Source organism: [Zimmermannella] bifida NBRC 103089, assembly GCF_001570925.1.
Taxonomy (GTDB): Bacteria; Actinomycetota; Actinomycetes; order Actinomycetales; family Microbacteriaceae; genus Gulosibacter; species Gulosibacter bifidus.
Map to the genome: position 1 here is coordinate 458,967 of NZ_BCSP01000001.1, position 24,961 is coordinate 483,927.

Annotated in this window: 22 protein-coding genes; 5 read left to right on the plus strand and 17 right to left on the minus strand. The window is 63.1% G+C overall.

The features are described 5' to 3' along the window. Positions 1 to 6 precede the first annotated feature (6 nt). From ZBI01S_RS02055 to ZBI01S_RS02075, 5 genes are all read left to right on the plus strand, one after another. Positions 7 to 1,512 carry a purine-cytosine permease family protein gene (locus ZBI01S_RS02055; protein WP_066055710.1) on the plus strand — a complete coding sequence of 502 codons (1,506 nt, stop codon included), beginning with the start codon at positions 7 to 9 and terminating at the stop codon, positions 1,510 to 1,512. Between the two features lie 26 nt (positions 1,513 to 1,538). Next, the gene (locus tag ZBI01S_RS02060; protein WP_083524427.1) at positions 1,539 to 2,162 is read left to right on the plus strand and encodes a cysteine hydrolase family protein; all 624 of its coding nucleotides are present in this window, start codon (positions 1,539 to 1,541) and stop codon (positions 2,160 to 2,162) included. An 80-nt stretch (positions 2,163 to 2,242) separates the two neighbouring features. After that, positions 2,243 to 2,782 carry a type 1 glutamine amidotransferase domain-containing protein gene (locus ZBI01S_RS02065; protein ID WP_066055508.1) on the plus strand — a complete coding sequence of 180 codons (540 nt, stop codon included), beginning with the start codon at positions 2,243 to 2,245 and terminating at the stop codon, positions 2,780 to 2,782. Positions 2,783 to 3,051: 269 nt separating this feature from the next. Beyond that, on the plus strand, positions 3,052 to 3,339 hold the full coding sequence (locus tag ZBI01S_RS02070; protein WP_159421345.1) for a hypothetical protein: 288 nt from the start codon (positions 3,052 to 3,054) through the stop codon (positions 3,337 to 3,339). Positions 3,340 to 3,448: 109 nt separating this feature from the next. Continuing rightward, entirely contained in the window at positions 3,449 to 4,363 is a 915-nt protein-coding gene (locus ZBI01S_RS02075) for a 3-methyladenine DNA glycosylase (protein WP_066055514.1), read from the plus strand. A 187-nt stretch (positions 4,364 to 4,550) separates the two neighbouring features. Here the strand turns inward: ZBI01S_RS02075 and ZBI01S_RS02080 are convergent, their stop codons facing one another. The 17 genes from ZBI01S_RS02080 to ZBI01S_RS09945 form a co-directional block, all read right to left on the minus strand. Next, positions 4,551 to 6,011, minus strand: coding sequence for a glyceraldehyde-3-phosphate dehydrogenase (locus tag ZBI01S_RS02080; protein WP_066055716.1), 1,461 nt, complete (start codon positions 6,009 to 6,011; stop codon positions 4,551 to 4,553). Between the two features lie 134 nt (positions 6,012 to 6,145). After that, positions 6,146 to 7,702: a ribosome biogenesis GTPase Der gene (der, locus tag ZBI01S_RS02085; protein ID WP_066055719.1), complete on the minus strand. Its 1,557-nt coding sequence runs from the start codon at positions 7,700 to 7,702 to the stop codon at positions 6,146 to 6,148. A 34-nt stretch (positions 7,703 to 7,736) separates the two neighbouring features. Beyond that, positions 7,737 to 8,420: a (d)CMP kinase gene (gene cmk / locus ZBI01S_RS02090; protein WP_066055517.1), complete on the minus strand. Its 684-nt coding sequence runs from the start codon at positions 8,418 to 8,420 to the stop codon at positions 7,737 to 7,739. After that, positions 8,417 to 9,538, minus strand: a complete 1,122-nt coding sequence (locus ZBI01S_RS02095) for a prephenate dehydrogenase (protein ID WP_066055520.1) — start codon at positions 9,536 to 9,538, stop codon at positions 8,417 to 8,419. The genes cmk and ZBI01S_RS02095 overlap by 4 nt, the downstream gene beginning before the upstream one ends. Further along, the gene (locus ZBI01S_RS02100; RefSeq protein ID WP_066055722.1) at positions 9,535 to 10,371 is read right to left on the minus strand and encodes a pseudouridine synthase; all 837 of its coding nucleotides are present in this window, start codon (positions 10,369 to 10,371) and stop codon (positions 9,535 to 9,537) included. The genes ZBI01S_RS02095 and ZBI01S_RS02100 overlap by 4 nt, the downstream gene beginning before the upstream one ends. Before the next feature lie 622 nt (positions 10,372 to 10,993). Then, positions 10,994 to 11,641 (minus strand): SMC-Scp complex subunit ScpB, encoded by a 648-nt coding sequence (gene scpB, locus ZBI01S_RS02105; protein ID WP_083524414.1) that lies wholly within the window; start codon positions 11,639 to 11,641, stop codon positions 10,994 to 10,996. After that, a complete protein-coding gene (locus ZBI01S_RS02110) occupies positions 11,631 to 12,521 on the minus strand; it encodes a segregation and condensation protein A (protein ID WP_370664359.1) in 891 nt (296 codons plus the stop codon). Before ZBI01S_RS02110 ends, scpB begins: the two co-directional genes overlap by 11 nt. Further along, the gene (locus ZBI01S_RS02115) at positions 12,490 to 13,488 is read right to left on the minus strand and encodes a ParA family protein (RefSeq protein WP_083524416.1); all 999 of its coding nucleotides are present in this window, start codon (positions 13,486 to 13,488) and stop codon (positions 12,490 to 12,492) included. The genes ZBI01S_RS02110 and ZBI01S_RS02115 overlap by 32 nt, the downstream gene beginning before the upstream one ends. Positions 13,489 to 13,718: 230 nt before the next feature. Next, positions 13,719 to 14,642: a site-specific tyrosine recombinase XerD gene (xerD, locus tag ZBI01S_RS02120; protein ID WP_169794638.1), complete on the minus strand. Its 924-nt coding sequence runs from the start codon at positions 14,640 to 14,642 to the stop codon at positions 13,719 to 13,721. Continuing rightward, positions 14,639 to 15,322 carry an NUDIX domain-containing protein gene (locus ZBI01S_RS02125; RefSeq protein ID WP_066055523.1) on the minus strand — a complete coding sequence of 228 codons (684 nt, stop codon included), beginning with the start codon at positions 15,320 to 15,322 and terminating at the stop codon, positions 14,639 to 14,641. Before ZBI01S_RS02125 ends, xerD begins: the two co-directional genes overlap by 4 nt. Before the next feature lie 14 nt (positions 15,323 to 15,336). Then, entirely contained in the window at positions 15,337 to 17,079 is a 1,743-nt protein-coding gene (gene pyrG / locus ZBI01S_RS02130; protein ID WP_066055526.1) for a CTP synthase, read from the minus strand. 83 nt (positions 17,080 to 17,162) lie between these two features. Then, positions 17,163 to 18,890 carry a DNA repair protein RecN gene (recN, locus tag ZBI01S_RS02135; RefSeq protein ID WP_066055529.1) on the minus strand — a complete coding sequence of 576 codons (1,728 nt, stop codon included), beginning with the start codon at positions 18,888 to 18,890 and terminating at the stop codon, positions 17,163 to 17,165. Then, positions 18,890 to 19,813 carry an NAD kinase gene (locus ZBI01S_RS02140; RefSeq protein ID WP_066055535.1) on the minus strand — a complete coding sequence of 308 codons (924 nt, stop codon included), beginning with the start codon at positions 19,811 to 19,813 and terminating at the stop codon, positions 18,890 to 18,892. The genes recN and ZBI01S_RS02140 overlap by 1 nt, the downstream gene beginning before the upstream one ends. After that, entirely contained in the window at positions 19,810 to 20,754 is a 945-nt protein-coding gene (locus ZBI01S_RS02145; RefSeq protein WP_083524417.1) for a TlyA family RNA methyltransferase, read from the minus strand. Before ZBI01S_RS02145 ends, ZBI01S_RS02140 begins: the two co-directional genes overlap by 4 nt. Further along, positions 20,751 to 21,005: a hypothetical protein gene (locus ZBI01S_RS02150; protein ID WP_159421346.1), complete on the minus strand. Its 255-nt coding sequence runs from the start codon at positions 21,003 to 21,005 to the stop codon at positions 20,751 to 20,753. Before ZBI01S_RS02150 ends, ZBI01S_RS02145 begins: the two co-directional genes overlap by 4 nt. Positions 21,006 to 21,010: 5 nt before the next feature. Then, positions 21,011 to 22,078 carry an HAD-IIA family hydrolase gene (locus ZBI01S_RS02155; protein ID WP_066055541.1) on the minus strand — a complete coding sequence of 356 codons (1,068 nt, stop codon included), beginning with the start codon at positions 22,076 to 22,078 and terminating at the stop codon, positions 21,011 to 21,013. Positions 22,079 to 22,169: 91 nt separating this feature from the next. After that, positions 22,170 to 24,539: a hypothetical protein gene (locus ZBI01S_RS09945; protein WP_066055544.1), complete on the minus strand. Its 2,370-nt coding sequence runs from the start codon at positions 24,537 to 24,539 to the stop codon at positions 22,170 to 22,172. Positions 24,540 to 24,961 lie beyond the last annotated feature (422 nt).

Below are 24,961 nucleotides of genomic sequence, written 5' to 3' on the forward strand. Positions count from 1 at the left end.
CAGGTCGTGACCAACACCACGCCCCAAGCCGCTTCAGCTGCTGAATCGGCAACCGCAAAACCCGCACTCATCGAGCGCAACGGCATCGAGATCATTGCCGAAGCCGAGCGCACCGCCAAGCCACGTGACCTGTTCTGGCCGTGGTTCGCCGCGAACGTTTCGGTCTTCGGGATGAGCTACGGCACCTGGATCTTCGGATTCGGCGTCTCGTTCTGGCAGGCAACGCTCGTTGCCCTCATCGGCATTCCGGTTTCGTTCGCGCTATGCGGCCTGATCGCAATCGCCGGTAAGCGTGGCAGCGCACCCACGATGGTGCTTTCGCGCGCCGCATTCGGCGTGCACGGACAGAAAGTGCCCGGCATCGTCAGCTGGCTGACCTCGATCGGTTGGGAGACTTTCCTCGCGATTATGGCGACTCTCGCCACGGCGACGGTCTTCGCCAAGCTCGGCCTGCCGAGCGGCACCGGCGTGCTCATCGCCGCCGCTATCGCCGTCGCGGCACTCATCGTTGTCGCCAGCGTGCTCGGCTATCACACGATCATGAAGCTGCAGGGTGTCCTCACCTGGATCACCGGCGCCGTCACGATTCTCTACATCATCCTCACCATCCCGCACATCAACATGGATGCGGTCATGGCCATCCCCGCAGGCTCCCCGCAGGCAGTCATCGGTGCGCTGGTCATGGTGATGACCGGTTTTGGCCTGGGCTGGATCAACATTGCCGCTGACTGGTCGCGCTATCAAAAGCGCAGCGCCTCGGATGCGTCGATTGTCGCGTGGAACACCTTCGGTGGCGCCGTCGCACCAGTCCTGCTCGTGGTCTTCGGCCTGTTGCTCGCCGGAAGTGACCCGGCCCTCATGGATCAGATCTCGTACGACCCGATCGGCGCGCTCGCATCCATCCTGCCAATCTGGGTACTCATCCCGTTTTGGCTGACCGCCGTGCTCGCACTCGTGTCGGGTGCCGTACTCGGCATCTACTCGTCGGGCCTCACCCTGCTGAGCCTCGGCATCAAGATTCCGCGCCCGGCTGCCGCCGCGATCGACGGTGTCATCCTCACAATCGGCACGATCTATGTGGTCTTCTTTGCGCAGAGCTTCATCGATCCGTTCCAGAGCTTCCTCATCACTCTCGGTGTGCCACTGGCGTCGTGGGCCGGTGTACTGATCGCCGATGTACTCACCCGTCGCGTCGACTACGACGAGAACGCACTCTTCGACGCGAACGGCCGCTACGGCGCGTTCGACTGGATCTCGTTGGGCACGCTTGTCGTGGCTTCGGTCATCGGTTGGGGTCTGGTCATTAACCAGTTCGCCGATGCCGCGTCGTGGAACAACTGGCAGGGCTACCTGCTGGAGCCGCTCGGACTCGGCGGTGTCGACGGCCCGTGGGCATACTCGAACATCGGTGTGCTTGTCTCGCTGGTATTCAGCTTTGTGGTGACGCTGCTGCTGCGCCGCGGCAAGATCCGCCGCCAAGAAGCGGCCCCAGCAACCGACGGCGACAACTAGCAGTCAAGATGAACGGTGATGCCCAAATGTCCGACCAGACAGTTCCAGCAACCAGCGCAGCGACGGATGCATTCGCGCCGGAGCATTCCGCGCGCCCGTGGCTAATCGTGGTCGACCCGCAGCGCATCTTCGCGGATCCCGCATCCGATTGGGCATCACCGTTCTTCACCGACGCATTCACCAACATCAAACGCCTCGCCGCGGCGTTCGGCGACCGCGTCATTGTGACGCGGTGGCTACCGACGGCCGACCGCACGACCGCTTGGGGCGACTATTTCGCGCAGTGGACCTTTGCCGATGTCGCACCCGATGACCCGCTCTACGACCTCGTTCCCGAGGCCCTCGATCTCAGCCCACATCCAACCATCGACGAGCCGACATTCGGCAAGTGGACGCTCGCATTGCAGGACCTCGTCGGCGATGGCGCTCGACTGGTCGTCACCGGCGTCTCCACCGATTGCTGCGTCATCACCACGGCGCTGGCTGCGGCGGATGCGGGTGCTTGGGTTTCCGTGCCAACGGATGCGGTGGCGCATTCGACTGCCGAGAACGGTGCGGCAGCACTCCACACCATGAGCCTGTTCGAACCACAGCTCACGCTGACCACGACAGACGACCTGCTCGAACGCCTCGCGACCGACACGCGGTAGCCGTGCCGCCGCATCCGTGAATCTGCTGAGGGCGAGCCTGCCACCGGTGAATTCTGCACCACGCGGTCTACGCTCGCCCCATGACGAATTCAACGAAGAAGATCGCATTTCTCGTAGCCGCCGCTGGCGTTGAGGAGATTGAGCTCACGTCGCCGTGGCAAGCAATGCTCGACGCCGGGTTCACACCGGCGTTGCTCAGCCCAGAAGTCGGCGAGGTTCAAGCGTTCAATCACCTGGATCGCGCGGGCACGTTCCCCGTTGACGTAGCCGTCGCCGATGCTGCGCTCGAGGACTATGCTGCGCTCGTCCTCCCCGGCGGGGTCGTCAACCCAGATTCCTTGCGGTGCAATGCGGATGCGGTGCATTTCGTTCGTGAGTTCGTGGCGGTGGGCAAGCCGGTCGCCGCGATCTGCCACGCTCCGGCGGTACTGATCGAGGCCGATCAGGTTTCGGGCCGAATGGTGACGTCGTGGCCGAGCATCCGCACTGATCTCAACAATGCCGGCGCAATCGTAGTTGACGAACCGGTTGTCGTCGACGGCAATCTCATCACTTCGCGCAAGCCAGACGATCTGCAGGCATTCAACACGGCGATCATCGAGGCCGTTCGCGGCGCGTAGCGCCGCTCCTTCCCCGCGCTCTGGGCCCTCTGCTCTATCTGCATGCTCCGCGCTTGTCCGCACCGCCAGTAACCCCACCAAACCGCTCCGGCTAGCACCGGGGCGGTCTGCGTTTCCACCGCGACGCTTGCAAGCAATGTCGTTTCACTCATCATTTCGCTCCAAAACCAAGCAATACGGGCCGCAACATCGCAAATTGATGAGCCAAACGACGCCCGTGTGTGCTCCGACTCATCAATCCGGCACTTTCTATGCACCAAGCGGGCCAAATGCTCGAAATTGATGAGCCGCGGCACGCCCAACAGCCGCGCTCGAGCTTGCACGTCGGGCTTGTCCAGAACGGCATCGTCGAGAAGTTCAGCCTGATCTACTTCGTGCTGCTGGCGGTCAACCTTGCGGTGCAGGCGATCACGATCGGTGGCATCGTGACGCTGCTGCGTAACCAGCTATTGCGCACGGATGCGGCCAGCACGCAGGCTACGGCAACCCGCCGTCCGGTCGCGCACGCGACGGAATCGGAGCGCAGCGAACCAGAGCTGGCAAACTTCACCCGCTAGTCGCGTCCCGCTCGCACTGTTGGTGCCCGCGTCTTCGCGCCGGGCACCAACAGTGGTTTCCGGCACGATTGCTGCAGCCCCGTGCGCTGCCCAGTAGCCTTGATGCGTCATGCCTATCCCCGCCAACACACCCGAAACCACTTCCCCGGCCACGCGCATCCTGACGCGCCCGAAGTGGCAGGCCGCCGCGAACGAACACCGCGAACGCGCCGAAGCGCTGACCGCGACGTTCCGCGAGTTTCGCGCGCGCGGCAAGAAGCATGCCATCGATGATTTCTTGTTCACGTACTACTCGTATCGCCCAGCGCTGCTGCACAAGTGGCATCCGGGTATCGGGCTCGAGCTCGCCGATGCACCCGAGTACGCCTCGCAACGCTGGTACACGACATCTGGCACGGATGCGGATGCCACAGTTCGCGTTGACGTTGCCGCCTTGCTCGCCTCGCGTCATGACCTCGTCACCCATATCCGCACGCTCAGTCAGGCCGTGCTTGATCGCCCGGCGCAGTTCGGCTGTTTCGGGCTGCATGAGTGGGCCATGGTTTACAAGCAGGAGGAACACCGCCACCCGATTCCGCTGCGACTCGGCCAGGCACCGACCGATGCGGTTGTCGAATCGCATCGCATTCAGTGCAGCCATTTCGACGCATTCCGGTTCTTCACGCCCGCAGCTCGCCCGCTGAACCAGCTGCAGCCGACGCGGGCGCAGCAGTGCGCACTCGACCAGGCCGGTTGTCTGCACGCCAACATGGACCTGTACAAGTGGGCGATCAAGCTCGGCCCGCTGGTGCCGGGCGCGCTGTTGCTGGATGCATTCGAGCTCGCGCGCGAGATTCGCTGGCTCGACATGCGCGCATCCCCCTATGACGTGAGTGACTATGGCGTCGCACCGGTCGCGATCGAAACGCCCGAAGGCAAAGCGCAATACGTACGGATGCAGCGGGAATTTTCGCAGCGTGCGCAGGCGATCCGCGCGCGCCTGCTCGAGGTAATCACCGCGGCTGAGGCTGCCGTCGGCCAGTGAGCGCGCCTTCGTTCGCTAAGTGTCACCGTTTCCAGCCGAATCCAACCGAATCGACTGCCACACCTTGAAATCGGTGGCAGGTAGAACACTTCGCGTCATCCAACGCCGCCACCACGCGGAAACGCAATGTGCCCCGCAGCAAATTCTGCGGGGCACATTCGCGTGAGCTACACGTCAACCGACGGGCTTAGACGTCGAGGACGTCCTTACGGTGCGGGACAACAGCTGGGTGTACGCCACCGATCTTCTCGATGACACGAACAACCTGCTTCGAGTAGCCGAACTCGTTGTCGTACCAAACGTAGAGCACGAGGTTGCGGCCGTTGGCGATGGTTGCGAGACCGTCAACGATGCCGGCGCGGTCGTGGCCGATGAAGTCGGTCGAAACGATGTCGGTCGATTCAACGTAGTCGATCTGCTGACGCAGGTTCGAGTGAAGCGATACCTGGCGCAGGTACTCGTTGACCTGTTCCTTGGTGACCTCAGTCTCGAGGGTCAGGTTGAGCACGGCCATCGAAACGTCCGGGGTGGGAACGCGGATTGCGTTACCGGTGAGCTTGCCAGCGAATTCTGGCAGGGCCTTCGAAACCGCCTTGGCGGCACCGGTCTCGGTGAGCACCATGTTCAGGGTGGCAGCGCGACCACGGCGGGCAGCCTTGTGGTAGTTGTCGATGAGGTTCTGGTCGTTCGTGAACGAGTGAACCGTCTCGACGTGACCGTGGCTAACGCCGAACTTCTTGTCGAGTGCGTGCAGCACTGGGGTGATGCCGTTGGTGGTGCAGGATGCGGCCGAGAGGATCTTGTCCTCGTCGGTGATGTCCTTGTCGTTGATGCCGAAGACGACGTTGCGGATGTCGCCCTTGCCCGGTGCGGTGAGCAGCACGCGCGAAACACCCTTGGCCTGCAGGTGCTGGCCAAGACCTTCTTCGTCGCGCCAGCGGCCGGTGTTGTCTACGACGATGGCGTCGTTGATGCCGTACTGGGTGTAGTCAACCGAGGCTGGGTCGCTCGAGTAAATAACCTGGATGAGCGTGCCGTTCGCAAGGATCGTGTTGTCTTCCTTGTTGACCTCGATGGTGCCGCTGAATGGACCGTGAACCGAGTCACGGCGAAGCAGCTGGGCACGCTTCTCGAGGTCGTCGTCGCCGTTCTTGCGAACAACGATGGCGCGCAGACGCAGACCCGGGCCAGTGAGTGCCTGGTCAACGAGGATGCGGGCCAGCAGACGGCCGATACGACCGAAACCGTAGAGGACGACGTCCGAACCGGTCTGTGCTGGGTCAGCGTGCTTAACTTCCTTGAGCTGCTCGGCGAGGAATGCGTCAACATCAGTGTTGCCGCTGGCCACAAAGAGCTGCGAGAGCGCGCCGAGGTCAACCGACGCAGTGGTCAGGTCCATGCGCACGACCGCTTCAAGGAGCTGCTTAGTGGTCGAAAGCTCGATGCCTTCGCCGCCACCGGCGTGGTGGCGTGCGGCACGGTGAGCCTTGATGATGTCAATCGCAGAAAGATTGATCAGGCGGCGACCGTGAATCGAGGTCACGATGTTGTGCTCGCGGTAAAGCTTGGAGATCAGCGGGATGAGCTGCTCTGCTGCTGCGACGCGGTCAAACCACTCCGCTTGGGCGGTTGAGTGCACTTGGGTCATGAGGACGTCCTCCGTTGGTCCGTGTTGGCGCATGTACGTGGAGACCACGCGCCGTTAGCCTACCGAATTTACGTAACGCGCGAATGGCCGCGCCCCGAGAATTCGGAACACGGCCATTCGACACTGTGGATGCGTTACTTGTTGCGCTTGCGACGCTCACGCACGCGCATGTTGACTTGCAGCGGCGTTCCCACGAAACCGAAGACTTCGCGCAGGCGACGCTGCACGAAACGGCGGTATCCGGGGTCGAGGAATCCGCTGGTGAACAGTACGAACGTTGGCGGTCGCGTCTGCGCCTGGGTCGCAAACAGGATGCGGGGCTGCTTGCCGCCGCGCAGCGGGTGCGGGAATTCCTGTGCGAGTTCGGTAAGGAACGCGTTGAGCTTTCCGGTGGCGATGCGGGTGTCCCACGATGCGAGCGCAACCGTCAGCGCGGGTACGAGTTTCTCGAGGTGACGACCGGTCTTCGCCGAGAGGTTCACGCGTGGCGCCCACGCCACGTGTGCGAGGTCGCGTTCAATTTCGCGTTCGAGCTGCCAGCGGCGTTCGTCGTCCAGCAGATCCCACTTGTTGTACGCCAAGACCAACGCCCGCCCGGCTTGCAGCACGAGTTCGATGATGCGCAGGTCTTGCACGCCGATCGGTTCGGTAACGTCGAGCACCACCACAACGGCTTCGGCCTTTTCGATGGCGGCAGCGGTACGCAGCGTGGCGTAGAAGTCGGCACCCTTTTGCAGGTGGACCCGCTTACGAATACCGGCAGTGTCAACCAACCGCCAGGTGCGCCCGCCAAGTTCGACGAGTTCATCCACCGGGTCACGGGTGGTACCGGCAAGTTCGTTCACGACAACGCGCTCTTCACCTGCGGCCTTGTTCAGCAGGCTCGACTTGCCGACGTTGGGTCGACCAACGATCGCGACGCGTCGCGGTCCACCAACTTCTTCTTTTGCGACCTTCGATTGCTTCGGCAGGATGCGCATGGCTTCGTCGAGCATGTCGGCAACGCCGCGGCCGTGCAGGGCCGAAACGGTCCAGGGCTGGCCGAGGCCGAGATTCCACAATGCCGCCGCATTGGGTTCCTGCACCGCGTCATCAACCTTGTTGGCGACCAGCAGTACCGGACGGTCGCTGCGGCGCAAGAGCCGCACGACGTCTTCATCCGTCGACGTCGCGCCCACGTTCGCATCCACGACGAACAGCACCGCATCCGCGAGTTCGATCGCGATTTCGGCCTGTTCCGCGACGGAGCGGTCGATGCCCTTTGCGTCGGGTTCCCAACCACCCGTGTCAACCAGCGTGAAGTTACGGTCGAGCCACTGCGCACGGTACGAAACTCGGTCGCGAGTCACACCGGGCACGTCCTCGACAACCGCCTCGCGGCGACCGATGATGCGGTTAACCAGCGCCGACTTACCGACGTTTGGGCGACCGACAACGGCCAGTACCGGCAGCGCTGGCATGAGGAACGTGCCGTCATCGGCGAAGCGTCCCGACAGAATGTCGAGGTCGTCGTTCTCAAGTTCGTACTCGTCGAGGGCTCGGCGCAGCACTTCGGCGCGCTGCTCGGCGAGGTCGTCGTCGATTTCTTCGATGCGTGCCGCGAGCGCTTCGTCATCAATGTCGATGCCGTTGAACTGTTCGTCGTCGCGCACGTATTCGCGTTCGTAGTGGGGATGTTCGATGCGTTCCATGCGGGCCGCAGCGCTGCCATCCATCAAGTTGTCGTCAAGATCGGCCATTGCCGGTCCTTTCTGCAATGATCTCGAGCACCGCGTCGGTGACCGCGGCAAGATCCATGTGAGTCGAGTCAATCACGTCCACGCCCGGCGCGGCCTCAGTGAAGTTGGTGACACGCCCGTCTTTCGCATCGCGAAGCGCGACCGAGCGCGCAACCGCCTCGGGATTGTCATTACCGCGCTCGGCTTGGCGACGCTGGATGCGTACCGATTCGTCGGCGGTGAGCAGGATGCGTACGGTTGCGTCGGGCACGACGACCGTGGTCATATCGCGGCCTTCGGTGACGATCCCGGCAGCGGTGGCGCCGTGCAGGATCTCGCGAAAACGCTGGTTGATCGCCGCGCGAACGGGCATGATGCCGGCCACATGCGAAACCTGATTTGAAATCTCGGTCGCGCGAATCGCATCCGTTACGTCAATGCCGTCAACGCGCACCCAGCGCTCCCCCGGCGTCAGCGAGAGTTCCCACACCTGCAGGAATGCAGGCGTCGCGGCGAGCACCGCTTCGGCGTCGGTCAGGTCGATTCCCTGCTGCTGGCAGTACCAGGTCAGAGCGCGGTAGACCGAGCCGGTGTCAAGCAGCTGCCAGCCGAGGCGTTCGGCGAGGATGCGGGTGACGGTCGATTTCCCGGATCCGGCGGGACCGTCGATCGCGACGATGGTCGGGGTCATTCGGCCACCTTCCAATCGCGATTGCGCAGCTCATCCATGATTGTGGTCAAGGATTCGGGAAGCACCGAGATCTGCGCGAGACCCATATTGGCGCCCGGCGCGTGTTCGATCTGCAGCTCTTCGACGTTCACCTCAACTTCGCCAATATCGCTGAACAGCTTCGCGAGCTGGCCCGGGGCGTCATCGATCATGACGGTGAACGTGGCGAAGGTCTGGCTGATTCCGTGCTTGCCCGGGATGCGAGCAACGCCCTGGTTTCCGGCGATCATGTGGTCGGCGACGATGCGGCGAGCGCCCGGTACCGACATGTCCTCGAGCGCGGTCGCGAGCTCGGTGATGTCACTAGCAACATCGCGCAGGATGGTCGCAACTCGCGGTCCGTTGGCCGCGAGGATCTGGTTCCACATGGTCGGGTCGCTCGCGGCGATGCGCGTAACATCGCGCAGTCCGCCGCCCGCGAGGGCGCTCGCGCCGGCGTCGTCGTTGAGTAGCTGCGCGGCCATGACGCTAGATACGAGCTGCGGGACGTGTGAGATCAGCGCGACCGCACTGTCGTGCGCTTCCGCATCCATGTTGACGACGGTCGCGCCGAGGTCGAGTGCCAGGCCTTCAATCTCTTGCAGGGCTTGCACCGAGGTTTCGGCGTGGCTGGTGATGACCCAGGGGCGGCCCAAGAAGAGGTTGGCGCGTCCGGCGAGCGGCCCGCCGGTTTCGCGTCCGGCCATCGGGTGCGAGCCTAGGTAGCGGCGCAGGTCGCCGCCATGCTCGCGCACGTAGTCAAGGGGCGCGGCTTTCACGCTGGTTACGTCGGTGACGATGGCGTCTGGCCAGGCGGTGAGCTGTTCCATCACAACCTGCCCGGCAACGTCCGGCGGCACGCACACGACGACGATCTTCGGGGTATTGGCCTCGGCGTCATCGAGCGCTGCCGCGGCGGTCGCCGAAGTGGCAGGCGCGATGCGCCCCGCGCCATAGTCGGCGGCGAGACCGAGCGCCACGGGTGAGGCGTCATTCAGCAAGACGTCAACACCCTGGCTACGCAGGCCAAGTGCTACCGAGGTGCCGAGCAGCCCGGTGCCGACTACGAGAATTGGCGAAACGGTGCGTACCGGGGTCACTCGTTAGTTCCTTCTTCGGATGCGGTCGGTTGCGACGACGCAGCGCCCTCTGCGGTTGCGCCGTCGGTCGTCTTCGTCGCCGCATTTTCTGCGCGGCGGCCGAGCTTGAGCAGCTTGCCGAGTTCCTGCGCGCTGAGTTCGCGCACATCACCGGACCTCAGCGTGCCCAACTGCAGTGGCCCAAAGCTTCGACGAACGAGCGACTCGACCGGGTGCCCGACATGGTCAAACATGCGTCGAACAATGCGGTTACGGCCCGAGTGCAGCGTGATCTCAACGATCGTGGACCGACCACCTGCGGCACGGTCAACGATGTGGCCCGAGTCAGCCTTAATGAAGCCGTCTTCGAGGTGAATACCGTCGAGAAGCTCTTTCATGGTGCCCGGGCTGAGCTTGCCGCGGACCTTCGCCACGTAGGTCTTCGTGACACCGAACGATGGATGCGCCAGCACGTGCGCGAGTTCGCCGTCGTTGGTGAGGATCAGCAGTCCGCTTGTGTCGCCGTCGAGTCGGCCCACGTTGTAGACGCGCGATTCGATGTGCTTCGTGAACTGACGAAGGTCGGGGCGGCCGGCATCGTCGTGCATCGTGCAGACCACGCCGGTGGGCTTGTTCAGCATGAAGTACTGGCGTGACTGGTCGAACTGCACTGGTGTGCCGTTAACGCTGACCTTGTCGCGTTCGGGGTCGATGCGCGTGCCGAGTTCGGTAACCCGCTTGCCATTGACGCGAACCTTGCCGTCAATGATGAGATTTTCGGATGCACGGCGCGAGGCTACGCCCGCGTTTGCGAGGGCTTTCTGCAAGCGCACGCCTTCGACGGACTCGTCGATCTTCGGTGCGGCGGCTTCGGGCCGGTGCTCCGGGTGGAACGGGATGTCGTCAAAGTCTGCCAGGCTGTAGCCATCGCGTGGGCGTTCGTTGATGGCGCGGCGCACGGCCTCGCGCTCCTGACGCATCTCTTGAGCGCGTTCGATGCGTGCGGCTTCGCGTTCGCTGTCGTACGGACGGTAGTCGCGGCGACCGTCACGGGCGTTACCACGACGGTCGTGTGGACGCCGTTCGCCTCGAGACTGGTATCCGCGCCGATCGTCACGGCCGCCGCGTTCACCGTCACGCCGTTCGTAGCGGCGCTCGCTGCTGCCTCGGTCATCGCGGCGGTCGTAGCGGCGCTCACCGTCACGACGGTCATATCGACGTTCCCCGTCACGCCGCTCGTAGCGACGTTCGCTGCCCCCACGGTCGTCACGGCGGTCGTAGCGACGTTCACCGTCACGACCCTGTCGGCGATCATCAAATCCGCCACGACGGCTGTCGTTGCTGCGTTCGCTTCGGCGTCCGCCAAAGCGGTCATCACGGCCCTGGTGGTCGCGGCCACGTCCCGATCGATTGTCGCGACGCTGGCCGTCTCGGCCACTATCGCCAAATCGGCGTCCGCCGCCACGTCCCTGTCGGTTATCCCTGTTCATCAAATCCATCCCGTCCGTCGTCGAGCAGCGGCGAAATCTTGGGGAGCTCTTCTAGCGAATTAATTCCCAAACACTCCAACAGCAGTGGCGTCGTTTCATACAGAATCGCGCCGGTGACCTCTTCATGGCCGCATTCAGTGATCAATCCCCTGCTCACCAGGGTACGAACTACTGAATCAACGTTTACTGCTCGTATTTGCGCAACCTGTGCGCGTGACACCGGTTGCTTGTACGCGATCACGGTGAGTGTTTCCATGGCCGCCTGCGACAGCTTCGACGGTTGTCGCACCGACACGTAGTCGCCAACGATTGCATCAAATTCGGCCCGCACATACATGCGCCAACCGCCACCGACCTCGCGTAGCTCGAAGCCGCGTCGCGGCCCCGCATCCTCCCCATTGTAGTCGCGAACGAGCGCCGCAACCGCTTCTCGCACTTTCGCAACCGGATGCGAGACGGCAGTTGCCAGCGTCACGAGCGAAACGGGTTCGTCGCTTACGAACAAAATCGCTTCGAGCGCCCGCGCCAACGCGTGCTGCTCCCCCGCATCCGCGAGCGCCGCCGAAGCGTCCGTTTCGACGACCGCATCCGTGTCAACCGCAGACGGTGTTTCGATTTCTGGATTATTGGTCATAGTCGCTCCCCAGCGTCGCCAGCGATTCGTCGTTCCATTCGTCGGCCGCCCAACTCACCGTGAGCTCTGCCAGCGGCTCGGGCTGTACGAGCATGACCGCGGCACGTCGATACAGTTCGAGTACCGCCAAGAATCTGGCAACGACCACTCCCGGGGCATCCGCATCCGCCACGAGTTCGCGAAACGTTGCCGGTTTCCCATTTCGTAGGCGGCCAACCAGAATACTCGCCTGCTCGCGAATCGACACGAGCGGCGCGTGCAGGTGGTCAAGCCCCACCGTCGGCACTTCTCTCGGAGTGAAAACGAGAGTGGCGATGGCGGCGAAGTCTTCGAGCGAGTGCCGCCACACGAGTTCCGGTGCTCGTTCCAAGTAGCGTGCCTCAAGCGGAACCTGACGCGGATGCCGAGCCGATTCCAACTGCATCCGCTCACCGAACCAATCAGCAGCCCGCTTGAACGCACGGTACTGCAGCAAGCGTGCAAACAAGAGGTCACGTGCTTCGAGCACGGCCACGTCTTCGGCATCGACGTACTCGCCCTGCGGCAGCAGGCTGACGAGCTTCATGTCGAGCAGCGTGGCGGCAACAACGATGAACTCGCTTGCTCGATCGAGTTCATCGTTTGTCTCGATCCGCGCCACATGCGCGATGAATTCGTCGGTCACCGCCGACAGCGAGATTTCGGTGATGTCGAGTTCGTGCCGGGTAATGAGTTGCAGGAGCAGATCGAAGGGCCCGGCGAAATTCTCGAGTTCTACCCGAAACCGATCGTCGCAATCGTCCGTCGCGGCTCCGGATGCGGCCTCTACCGCCACGTCGTGCGCAGCGGCATCCGCTTCGTCGTGCGTATTAGGCAGCGGCACCGCGAGCCACCAGCTCACGTGCGAGCTGTCGGTAGGCCTGGGCGGCCGGGTGGTTCGGTGCGAACTCAACGATTGGCACACCGGCGACGGAGGCATCCGGGAACTTCACGGTTCGTCCAATCACGGTGTCAAACACCTTGTCGCCGAACACTTCGAAGACGCGGTCGAGCACTTCGCGGCTGTGCAGGGTGCGGCCGTCGAACATTGTCGGCAGGATGCCGTCGAGTTCGAGCGACGGGTTGAGTCGCGAACGCACCTTGTCGATCGTTTCGATCAGCAGCGCAACACCGCGAAGGGCGAAGTATTCGCACTCAAGTGGAATCATGACGCCGTGGCTGGCGGTCAGCGCGTTGACCGTGAGCAGGCCAAGCGATGGCTGGCAGTCGACGATAACCAGGTCGTATTCGTCGGCGATGCGGCGAATGATGGATGCGAGGATCTGTTCGCGCGCAACCTCGGTTACCAGGTGCACTTCGGCCGCTGAAAGGTCGATGTTCGCCGGAATAACGTCGAGGTTCTCGAACTCGGTGGGCTGGATCGCTTGGTGCGGGTCGGAGATACGGCCGATGAGGAGGTCGTAGATCGTCGAGACGTTGTGCGTGGTCAACCCCAGACCGGCAGAGAGCGCGCCCTGCGGGTCAAAGTCGATGCAGAGCACGCGACGGCCGTAACCGGCGAGCGATGCGGCGAGGTTGATCGACGTGGTCGTCTTGCCCACGCCACCCTTCTGGTTGCACATGGCGATGACGCGTGCCGGTCCGTGACCGCTAAGCGGAGCCGGGATCGGGAACTTCTGATAGTTCCGAGTGGACACCGCTTCAGCCGAGCGAATGTCGCCCGGCTTGCTGCCTTCGGCAGGCGGGTTGTTCGGGGCGGGTTCCTGCTGTCGCGACGGCCCAGAGCTCGTTGGTTTCAGCAGCTGTTCTGGCACTTCCAGTCCCGGAAGTTCCGGCAGTCCCGACTGTTCGGCTTCGCTGGTCGACATCGCGCTGGTCCGCCTCCTCGTTCCCTCTTGGTGGTTGTGCAGCGCTGGCGCCCTGCCCGGTGTCAGTACTCGCGGACGGTGGCCGCCCGTGGCACTAATGCGGGCAGTTCCTGCCCTGTCCCACCGATGCTAATGCCGGGCTGCTGGGCTACCGGGGAGGATCATCGGTTCGCCAGGAAGCCACCTCAAGCTCAACTTGAGGGTTCAACTCAGTGCGAGCAACGCCAAATTTAACGTGCGCGCGGATGCGAGAGCGCGTACATCTCGCGCAGCGCATCCACCGTCACCTTCGTGTAGATCTGCGTAGTCGAAACCGATGCGTGCCCCAAGAGTTCCTGCACGACGCGCACATCGGCACCGCCCTGCATCAGATGCGTTGCAAACGAGTGCCGCAGCGTGTGCGGCGAGACGTGCACGTCGAGCTCCGCGCGTTCCGCCACGCGCTGCAGGATGTTCCACGCCGAGTTGCGTGACAGGGCACCACCGCGCACACCCAAGAACAGCGCCGGACTACCGCTACCCCGCGCAGCAAACAACGGTCGTGCGCGCACCAGGTACGCGTCCAATGCATCCTGTGCAAACGACCCGAGCGGCACCACACGCTGCTTATCACCCTTACCGCGCACTCGGATCATGTCGCGGTCAATCACATCGTCGACGGCAAGCCCAATCGCTTCCGAGATTCGCGCACCGGATGCATACAGCAGCTCAAGCAGGGCACGGTCTCGCAACTGTTCTGGTTCGTCTCCCCCGGCCGCATCCAACAGCCGCTGCACCTGTTCAATCGTCAGTGCCTTTGGCAGACGTGCCGGGAGCTTGGGCGAGGTGAGATCGCGCGTGACGTCATCATCGATCACGCCCTCTTCATCCATAAACTTGTGAAACCCGCGCACGCTCGACGCGATACGCGCCGCCGATGACGCCGAAAGTTCGCAGCCGCCTTCGGTAGCCGGCGCACGGAGCCACGACATGAACGCCTGCGTCATTGGCGCCGTAATCGCGTTTGGTTCAGTCGTACCCTCACCCGCGAGATATTCGGTATACCGTGCCAGGTCGCGCCGGTAGGCGTCGAGTGAGTTGGCCGACAGCCCTCGTTCGATAGTGAGGTGTCGCAAATACTGTTCGCGAAGGCGATCCAGCGCTGCCCGGCTCACGCGTGGCCGCCGCCTTCAAGTGCGCGCGGTACGGGCAGGAGCTCCGGCGATCGTGTCGGCCAGGGCGCATCAGCGTCGCGAAGCGTCCGCCAGCTGCGTCGCCGTGATTCGCTCGCGGCAAAGAGCGCTTGCAGCAGGGCCGGGTTGTGCAGCCGGTCGTCGAGTACCGCGTCGATTGCGGCGTCGAGGTCAAGCCAGCAGTGCTCGATATCTGCTTCTTCGTGGATGCGGGCAAATGGTTGTGCAGTCGGGCGCAGGTCACGTGCCAAGAAGATCCGGATCGATTCGTTTGAACCACCGGGTGTGGTCCAAAAGTCCAGCAGCACGTGCCAGGTATCAGCCTGCAGGTCGGCTTCTTCTGCGAGTTCGCGCACGGCAGCTTCGCGAGGTGACTCGTTCGGTCCGCCGTCGAGCAGGCCCGCCGGAATCTCCCAGTTGCGCATGCGCACGGGGTGCCGGTACTGAGAAATCAGCAGCACGCGACCCTGCGCATCCATCGCCAAAATGGCGACCGCGCTGGTGTGCGCGATGTATTCGCGGTGGATCGTATCGGCACCGTAGCTGATCGAGTCGCTGGCAACATTCCAAACCCAGCCGTGATGCACCGTTTCGGTTGCGGTCACCGGGTGGGTTTCGGGAAGGTCAGCGATCTCGTTCGCGGCGTTTGGGCGTTCCTGCACTGCGACAGCGTTCGCTAGGCGTCAGTGGGTTCGGTGCTCGCAGCGTCGGCCGCGGCGTTGTCGCTTGGCGGGTCAACCTCGACGAGACGGCTCGCTGCCTGACGGTCAACCGCGGCGGCGATCAGCCCGGCAAACAGTGGGTGTGCCTTGTTCGGACGCGACTTGAGTTCCGGGTGCGCCTGGGTGGCGATGTAGAACGGGTGCTGGTCGCCTGGCAGCTCGACGAATTCAACGAGCTGGCCGTCTGGCGACAGGCCCGAGAACGACATGCCGGCGGCAGCGATCTGGTCGCGGTACTTGTTGTTCACCTCGTAGCGGTGACGGTGACGCTCGGTGATTTCGGATGCGTCGTACAGGCGTTCCGCGAGCGATCCGCTGGCGAGCGCGGCCGGGTACGAGCCCAGACGCATCGTGCCGCCGAGGTTGCCGCCGTCGATAATGTCGACCTGCTCAGCCATCGTGGCGATGACCGGGGCTGCCGTTTCTGGGTCGAACTCGGTCGAGCTGGCGTCTGGAATACCGGCAACGTTGCGGGCGTATTCGATCACCATGCACTGCATGCCCAGGCACAGGCCCAGGGTCGGGATGCGGTTTTCACGAGCGAACTTGAGCGCGCCGAGCTTGCCCTCGATACCGCGGATACCGAAGCCACCGGGGACACAAATGCCGTCGACGTCGCCGAGCTGCTCCGCGGCGCCTTCTGGTGTGTCGCAGAGGTCGGAGGCCACCCACTTGAGGTTGATCTTCGCGTCGTTCGCGAATCCACCGGCACGAAGTGCTTCGGTGACCGAAAGGTAGGCGTCGGGCAGGTCGATGTACTTGCCGACGAGTGCAATGTTGACGGTGCGCTTGGGGTTGCGCACAACCGAAAGCAGGCGCATCCAGTCGTCGAACGCGAACTCGTCCTTCACCGGCAAATCGAGCTGCTTGATGATGTAGTTGTCCAGGCCCTGCTCGTGCAGCTTGGTCGGGATCTCGTAGATTGACGAGAGGTCCGGAGTGTTCACTACGGCTTCTTCGTCAACGTCACACATGAGCGCGATCTTGGCGGCGTTGTGTTCGGTTACCGGGCGGTCGCTACGCAACACGAGTGCATCCGGCTGAATACCGTAAGAGCGCAGCGCCGCAACCGAGTGCTGCGTGGGCTTCGTCTTCTGCTCACCCGAAGCGCCCATGAACGGCACCAGCGATACGTGCACGAAGAACACGTTGCTGCGGCCGAGTTCATGGCGAATCTGGCGAGCGGCTTCGATGAACGGCAGCGATTCAATGTCACCGATGGTGCCGCCGACTTCGGTGATGATGACGTCTGGGCGCGGCGTCTCGGACGCCTGCAGGCGCATACGGCGCTTGATTTCGTCGGTGATGTGCGGAATGACCTGCACCGTGTCACCAAGGAATTCGCCGCGACGCTCGCGTGCGATCACCGTCGAGTAGATCTGACCGGTGGTGACGTTTGCCGCTTCGGTGAGGTCAACGTCGAGGAATCGTTCGTAGTGGCCGATGTCGAGGTCGGTTTCGGCACCGTCGTTCGTGACGAACACTTCACCGTGCTGGAACGGGTTCATCGTGCCCGGGTCGACGTTGAGGTACGGGTCGAGCTTCTGCATAACGACGCGCAGTCCGCGAGCAGTAAGCAAGTTACCGAGACTTGCTGCGGTGAGCCCCTTGCCAAGCGAAGAGACCACACCTCCGGTGACGAAGATCTGCTTGACCGGGGTTTCCCGCTGACCTGCAAGTGCGTTTGCGCTGTTCACGGACTCTAAGCCTACCCCAGAACAACCCAGAATCGGCACTACATTTTCGGTAGTCGTGTTGCGTGTCACCGGGGGTTTCCGCGTCAGCGTGCGGCAGCGCGCCCTGCGCGAGCCAGCAGTTCTTCGGCGTGTGCGCGGCCCGACTCCGATTCCGTAAGGCCAGACAGCAGCCGAGTCATCTCGGCAACGCGACCGGATGCATCCAGCTCAGTAATCGTCGAGCTCGTTACTTCACCGTCGGTCGACTTGCTGATCTGCACGTGATGATCCGCAAATGCGGCGACCTGCGCGAGGTGCGTCACCACGATTACCTGACTCGTCTGCGCGAGCCTCTGCAACCGGGCACCGATCTCCAGCGCGGCAGCGCCACCAACACCCGCATCAACCTCGTCGAAGATGAGTGTGGGTACGGGGTTGGCAGCCGCGAGCACGACTTCGAGTGCGAGCATGATGCGGCTAAGTTCACCGCCCGAAGCGCTCGTGCCGACGGGCGCCGGATCAGTGCCCGGATGCGGTGCGAGTCGGAACTGCACGAGATCTTGCCCGTGTGCACGAACCTGCTCGGCCGTTTCAAGCGACACCGTAAATGCGGCGTGTGGCATGGCGAGGGCGTGCAGTTCCTCGTCGACGCGGAGGGCGAGTTCTGCCGCTGCGGCCTGTCGAATGGCAGTGAGCGCGTCAGCTGCCTGCTGCAGTTCTGTCGTCGCCTGCCCAAGTTCGTCACGCAATTCGGGGATGCGGGTGGCATCGTCACCGAGCGCCAAGAGTTCTCGGTCGGCATCGCTGGTGGCCGTTAGCAACGCATCAAGGCTATCGGCCTGAAACTTGCGTTTGCAGTCTTCGATCGTCGCCAGGCGTTCATTCAACAGTTCGAGTTCGCCGACGCCCTCGGTGTCGAGATCTGCGAGATACCCGGCCAATTGCGTGGTGAGGTCATCGATCGTGTATTCGAGGTCGCTCGCGGCTTCGGAAATCACTTCGAGCGAGGCGTCGTTTCGCTGGGCACGCGCGATGGCGGCGCTGATGCTGCGGGCTTGATCTCGCATCGAAAGCGGCGCTCCCCCGAGTTGCGCCGCATCGCCGGCAAGCTGCGCATGTGCCTCGCCGATGTCCTGGCGTAATGCCTCGCGGTTGCTCAGACGTTCAATACGCGCGAGCAGGCTTGTGTCTTCACCGGGCTCTGGGGCGACGTCGGCCATGGTGTCCGTGAGTTCTTGGAGGGCCACCCGGCGCTGCGCCCGCTCATTGGCCGTGCGCTCAAGCAGATCGAGTTCATCGGCCAGGGCACGCACCCGCGCGTGCTGCTCGCCAACGCGCGCGAGCGCATCCGCTGCCGGTTGTCCGCCAAACCGGTCAAGGGCATCGCGCTGCGTGTGTTCTTGAGTGAGGCGCAATTGCTCGCTCTGCCCGTGAACCGCCACGAGCAGTTCGCCGGCTTCCGCGAGCTTTCCGGCCGGTACCGGACGCCCGCCGAGCCAGGCGCGCGAACGGCCAGAGGCCTGCACCTGTCGACTCACGATCAATGCGGCCTGCTCGTCGCCTGCGGGTTCGGTGTCGCCGCCACATTCGTCAACGAGGTCAACGACCGCATGCGTGCGATCCACCACGATGTGGCCGTCAACGCTCGCGCGGTCGGCGCCCTTGCGCACCGCATCCGCCGATGCTCGCCCACCGAGCAGCAGCCCGAGCGCCGTCACCACCATGGTCTTACCCGCACCGGTTTCACCTGTAATCGCAGTGAACCCAGGGCCTAGGGGCAGCACCGCTTCGTCAATGACGCCGAGTCCGCGGATTGAAATATCGTCGAGCATTAGCGCTTTCCTCGCCAACCAACGATCGGCAATTGGAACTTCTTCACCAGGCGCGTCGTGAACGGTCCCGGGTGGATGCGCGCCAGCCGTACGGGCTTGTTCGAGCGGGTGCCGGTCACGCGTGCGCCCGGATGCAAGTCGATCGAGCGGCGGCCATCAAGCCACAGGATCGCGGCCGGTCCGTTGGGACTAGTCTGCACCGCAAGTTGTGAGTCCGGCGCGACGACAATTGGCTTCGTGAACAGTGCGTGCGCCGATACGGGCACGAGTAGCAGCGCGGCAACGGCTGGCCAAACGATCGGTCCACCGGCCGAGAACGAATATGCCGTTGACCCGGTCGGTGTCGAAAACAGCACGCCGTCGCATCCGAAGCTCGAGAATGGCTCGCCATCGACGTCGATCGCGACTTCGAGCATCCGCTGCCGCTCGCCTTTCTCAACCGAGGCTTCGTTGAGCGCCCAGCTCGAGACGCGGGTGCCGTCTGGGTTCTCGACATCAACGTGCAGTGCCATGCGCTCTTCGACGTCGTAGTTGCGCTCGATGACGGCCTGCATGACCTCGGGCAGCGTTTCGCGCTCGCTCTCGGCGAGGAAGCCGACGTGGCCGAGGTTTACCCCCAAGACAGGAACATTGGGCTCTCGTGCCATTTCAACACCGCGCAGAATGGTGCCATCGCCGCCGAGCACGGCAACGAGTTCGCAATCGTTGATGCTGCAGTCGACATCGAGCAGGTCGATCTTCTTGGGCATGAGGTCGGGCCAGCGTGACCGCAATGACTCGTGCTCATCGGGTTCGAGCACGGGGCGAACACCGTGTGTCGACAGGTAGTTGAGTGTCTCGAGGGTCGCCTGTATCGCGTCATTTCGCGCAAGGTGGCAGACCACCAGGATCCGGCGGGTTACGTCGGTCGTGTCACCACTCATGTCGGGTTGCCTCCTGGAATTGGTCGTCCGACGATCTTACGAACGTAGCGTTCCATCGACTCCCAGGCAGCGGGAATTTCATCGAGATTGGCAGGGTGGTCGGCGCTGCGAGCAGTCGATGAATCCGCGCCACCGTCCACCGTTGCGGGTGGATGCGGTTGCAGCCACAGCAGGTATTCCCGGTTTCCGTGTGTGCCGGTAATGGGCGAAGGTGCGAGCCAGCGAGGTGTGAAGCCGAGTTCTCGCGCGCATCCGATTACTTCGCACACCGCATCCACGGCCGCATCATCGCTCGATACGATGCCGCCGCGTACACCGGTTCGTCCGACTTCAAACTGCGGTTTCACCAGCAAGATCGCATCCCGTAGGTTCACGACACTCGCACGAATCGCTGGCAAGATATGCCGCAGCGAGATGAACGAGAGGTCGCCCACCACAAGGTCGATGTCCGCTGCGGTCATCGTTTCGTTACTGGCTTCGCTGGATGCAGTTGTTTCGTCACGCTGCTGTACGAGTTCAGTGAGGCGCGCGGCCGTCAGGTACCGCGCATTCTCCCCCTCAACGACGGTAACCCTCGCATCGGCACGGATGCGCGCATCAAGTTGGTCGTGGCCAACATCGAGTGCGACAACTCGGGCAGCATCCTCGCGCAGGCATACCTGCGTGAATCCGCCGGTTGAGGCGCCGAGGTCAAGCACGGTTCGCCCGGCCACCGGTACGTCAAAGGTTTCGATGGCAGCAACGAGCTTCGCTGCGGCGCGCGAAACGAACCCGTCAGATTCCGCGACGGCAAGCACGTCAGCGTCGGTTACTTGCTGTGATGCGCGAGCGGCGACCTTGCCGTTAACGGTCACTTCACCGGCATCGATTCGTCGGGCGGCCTCGGTTCGGCTCTTGACGAGTCCCCGCTGAGCCAGCGCCCGGTCGAGTCGTTCGCTCACTCTCCAAGCTCCGTGTCATCAGACTCGGCTGGTTCAGGCCCAGCCTGCTCGGTTCCGCGGCTTGCCAGCTCAGTCCCCGCAGCCTCGGGAAGCGGCGCCGAGGGATCATCGAGCGCCCGCTTGAGCTGATCGAGCTCGGCCTGATACGCCCCGGCATGTTTCGCCAGTGGCAGCCCTGGTTGCTCTCCATCGGTGTGCGACTGGTTGTTGTTCATCGCTGCCGATTCCGCTTCGTGTCCGGATGCAGTCATGCCGTTCACGCTGCCCCGTTCGCGCTGTCCGTTTCGGGGTTCCATGCGCGAAGCATCGACTCAGGAATCTCAAGCGCATAGATGAGCTTGTCCGAGTTCCAGATCGCGGCGCAGCTGGCGCGAATCACGTCGATGCGGTCATGCGAACGCGACCGAACCGAAAGCGTCACACCATCGAGCACCACATGCGCGCTACCGACTTTCGCTTCCACGACTTCGGCGCGGGGGTGCGTCACGGTGACGGCCGGATACGGTTCAGCAATCCCCCGCATGTCCTCGAGGATGTAATCCGGGCGTTCGTCTGGTCCGGCAGCAATGAGCTGTTTCGGTCCATCGATACCCGTCAGCACGAGTGCTGAGCGGATGCCGGCACGCTTGGCGCCCTTGATATCGGTATCGAGTCGGTCGCCGATCATGAGCGCCGACTTGGCGTCGAACCGTTCGACTGCCGTTTCAAACAGCGGTGTTTCGGGCTTACCGGCCACGATGGGCAGTTTCTGCACTGCGGTGTGGACTGCGCTCACGAGCGTGCCGTTACCGGGGGCGATGCCACGCGCAACGGGAATCGTCCAGTCTTGGTTGGTGGCGATCCAGGGGATCTCGCGCGTTAGCGCAAACGACGCTTCGGCCAGGTGCGCCCAACCCACATCCTGCGCGAATCCCTGCACCACCGCATCCGGGGTATCGTCGGCGCTGCGCGTGACTCGATATCCGGCCTTGGTCAGCTCGTCGACGAGGCCGTCGCCACCAACTACGAGCACCAGTCCATCCGGCGCCAGGTGCTCGCGAAGTAAATGCACGGCAGCCTGCGGGCTCGTCACCACATCTTCGGCAGCCGTGTGCAGCCCGAACCCGGCCAGTTGCGCAGCAACGGCCGCATCCGTGCGGCTGGCGTTGTTCGTGATGTAGCCAACGCGGATGCCCTGACTCGCGTATGCGTTGATGGCATCGACCGCGTGTGGAACCGCATTCGCGCCCCGGTAGACAACCCCATCGAGATCGCAAAGTAGCGTGTCAATGCCCTCGATTGGCGCCGGCTGATTCTCGGTGCGCGATTTACGAAACAAACCCATGAAGTGTCTCCTCGTGTGTTGCGGTCGCCTGCGCGTACTGGAGACACAGGCGACCTCGAGTCAAGCTGGATGCAGCTGGTGCTGGTGCGTGCTAGAAGTCGAACAGCGACGGCTGGTTCGGGTCCTGTTCCGCGTCGTCGTCCGACTCGGATGTTGTCGCGCGCTGGTCGCTTTCCTTGATGTCACCGTTGGCGTTGTCAGTCTCGACAGCAACAGTTTCGTCAGCGTCAGCTACAGCAGCCTGCTCGGCCATTGGTTCCGGCTCGACCACTGCCTTGTCCTCGGCGGCGGCGTCATCAGCTGGTGCCGGATCCGTCTGTTCGGCATCGCTCTGTTCGTCAGCATCCGCCTGAGCTTCGGACTTGTGTTCAATTTCGGCGTCAACGACCGCGGCCGCATCGGTGCCGCCCGTCGTGTCCTGAACCGGCTCGGTAACGGCGGCTTCCACTTCGGCCAAGATCTCCTGATACTCGGCTTCGATCTGTTCCTGAATGGATGCGCTGTCAAACGAGTCCGGGTCAAACGCACCTTCCACAGGTGCCTCCGCCGCTACCTCTACCGTGTCGTTGTTGTCGGCTTCGGATGCATCCGCATCTGCATCCCCAGCGGGAGCGAGTTCTGCCTCCGATTCGGTCTGGCCCTCTGCCGCGTCTTCGGCGTCCTCGGCCTCGTTTTCGAAGGGGTCGCCGTGGATCTCAGGGTCGTAGTCTGGGTTGGCTTCCGAGATCACTTCCAGGGCTTCGTACTCGTCATGCTCAGCGGCCTCGAGGGCTTCGGCAGCAATGTCTGCCGCACGGTGCCAATCCTTGGCTTCGAGGTCTCGACCGAGCTCTTCGAGCACGGTGGCGTACGCCGTAAAGAGCGCCGGACTCCACGAGTAGGCACGCTTCCGGTCAAGCTGCGGGATTTCGAGTTCGGCCAGAGCCAGTTCATTCTGTCCCTGGTCGAGGCGTGCACCCGACATGACAATCGCCAATTGCACCTGCTGGGCAACGTCAAGCTTGTTGACGTCTACCGAGCGGCCAAGCTCGAGCGCACGGTCGGGACGCCCCAAGCCGCGCTCAGAGTCAACCATGAGCGCAATTTGGTCGTCACGACCAGAAATGCGTCGGTAAGTGCGCAACTCGCGCAGGGCAAGTGCGTAATCACCCTTACGGTAGGCGGTGATGGCCAGGGTTTCGCGAACCATGGCGATACGTCCACCACGGCGGGATGCGCTAACCGCGTGCAGGTGCGCTTGCTCGGGATCGTCGTCAACCAACATTGCGGCCATGACCAGGTGCTTGGCGACGAATTCTGCGTTCTCTTTCGCAAGCGTCTTCAACTCATTACGCGCGCCCATCGGCAGGTCACGCTCGGTGATGCCTTCGGGAATCTCCGGGTCGATGTGCTCGTCACGAATCGCGCGCAGGTGTTCGGGACGCTGCGGCTGCAGACGCGCATTGTCCTGTGAACCGCGGTCTTCGTTGCGGTCACGGTCGAAGCGACGGCCGCCGTCGTGGCGATCGTTGCGCTCGAAGCGGTCGTTGCGACCGCCTCGGTCATTGCGGTCGAAACGACGTTCGCCAAACGACTTGCGCTCACCATCACGACCGTAGCCACGGTCGTCACGGCCATAGCCGCGTGAATCCCGACCTGCACGATCGTCACGACCGTACCCGCGTGAATCCCGACCGCGATCGTCGCGGCGATCACCGTACGACTTGCGACCGCCATCACGATCATTGCGATCGAACCCGCGCCTGTCTCGACGATCATCACGACGTTCACCGCTGCGCTCACCGTAGGGCTTGCGTTCACGATCGTCACGGCCGTAGCCACGACCACCCTGGTCGCGGTCACCGCGTCGCTCGTCGAAGCGGCGGTCCTCGTCACGTCGGGAGCTACGGTAACCGCCATCGTTGGAACGGCCGCGGTCATCACGGCCATACCGGTCGCCGCGACCAGATCGCTCGGCGCCACTACGGTCGTCTCGCCAGTTGCGGTTGCCGCCGCGTTCTGCTCGGCCACCGCGGTCATCACGATCAAACCGACCGCCACGTCCGCCGCGGTCGAAACGGTCACCCCGTCCTCCGCGGTCATCACGGGATGCGTACCGGTCGCGCGAGTAGCCCCCGTCGCGTCCCCCACGTTCCTCACGGTCCGAACGGCGACCGTTGTCGAAGCGGTTACTGCGCTCCTCACTGCCACCACCGCTGTTACGGTCGAAACGACCGCCACGGTCGTCTCGACCGTCACGGTCGTCTCGACCGTCACGTCCATAGCGGGAATAGCCGCCGCGCTCATTGTCGCGGCCTCGGAATCCACCATCGCGACCGCCGCCACGTCCTGCGTCACCTCGAGAGTAGCCAGATCGGCCACCAGCGCGACCGGAACCGCCTGAATTACCGCCGCGAGCTCCATTGCCTCGTGCATTACCTCGGTCCGAACGGTTGTACCCGTCTCCGCGCTGATCTGACATTCATATCCCCTTCGTAGGTGCGCTGTGAAGTTTTCTCGCATTGAGTCTACGCGTACTTGACGCAATCATGCGGTCCCGACTTCAACATGTGCACACCAATACTCTCGAACCAACCTGGTCGTCTGACGAGCGGGCGCGATTGTTCGAGAATACGACTGGAGTCCGGCCGGGTGTGGTGTATCTGCGGGCACCGCGGATTCACCACACACCCAACACCAACACACAACCCCAACCACCCCGGAAACCAAAAAACGAGCCCACCCAAACAAGACAGACCCGCAAACAAACAAACAAACAAACACACCACAACAACACACACCAACCAACCACACAACCCAAACCACCCACAACCCAAACAACCACACAACCCAAACAACCACACAACCAACCCGGAAAACAGTAGAAGGGCCCAACCAAAACAG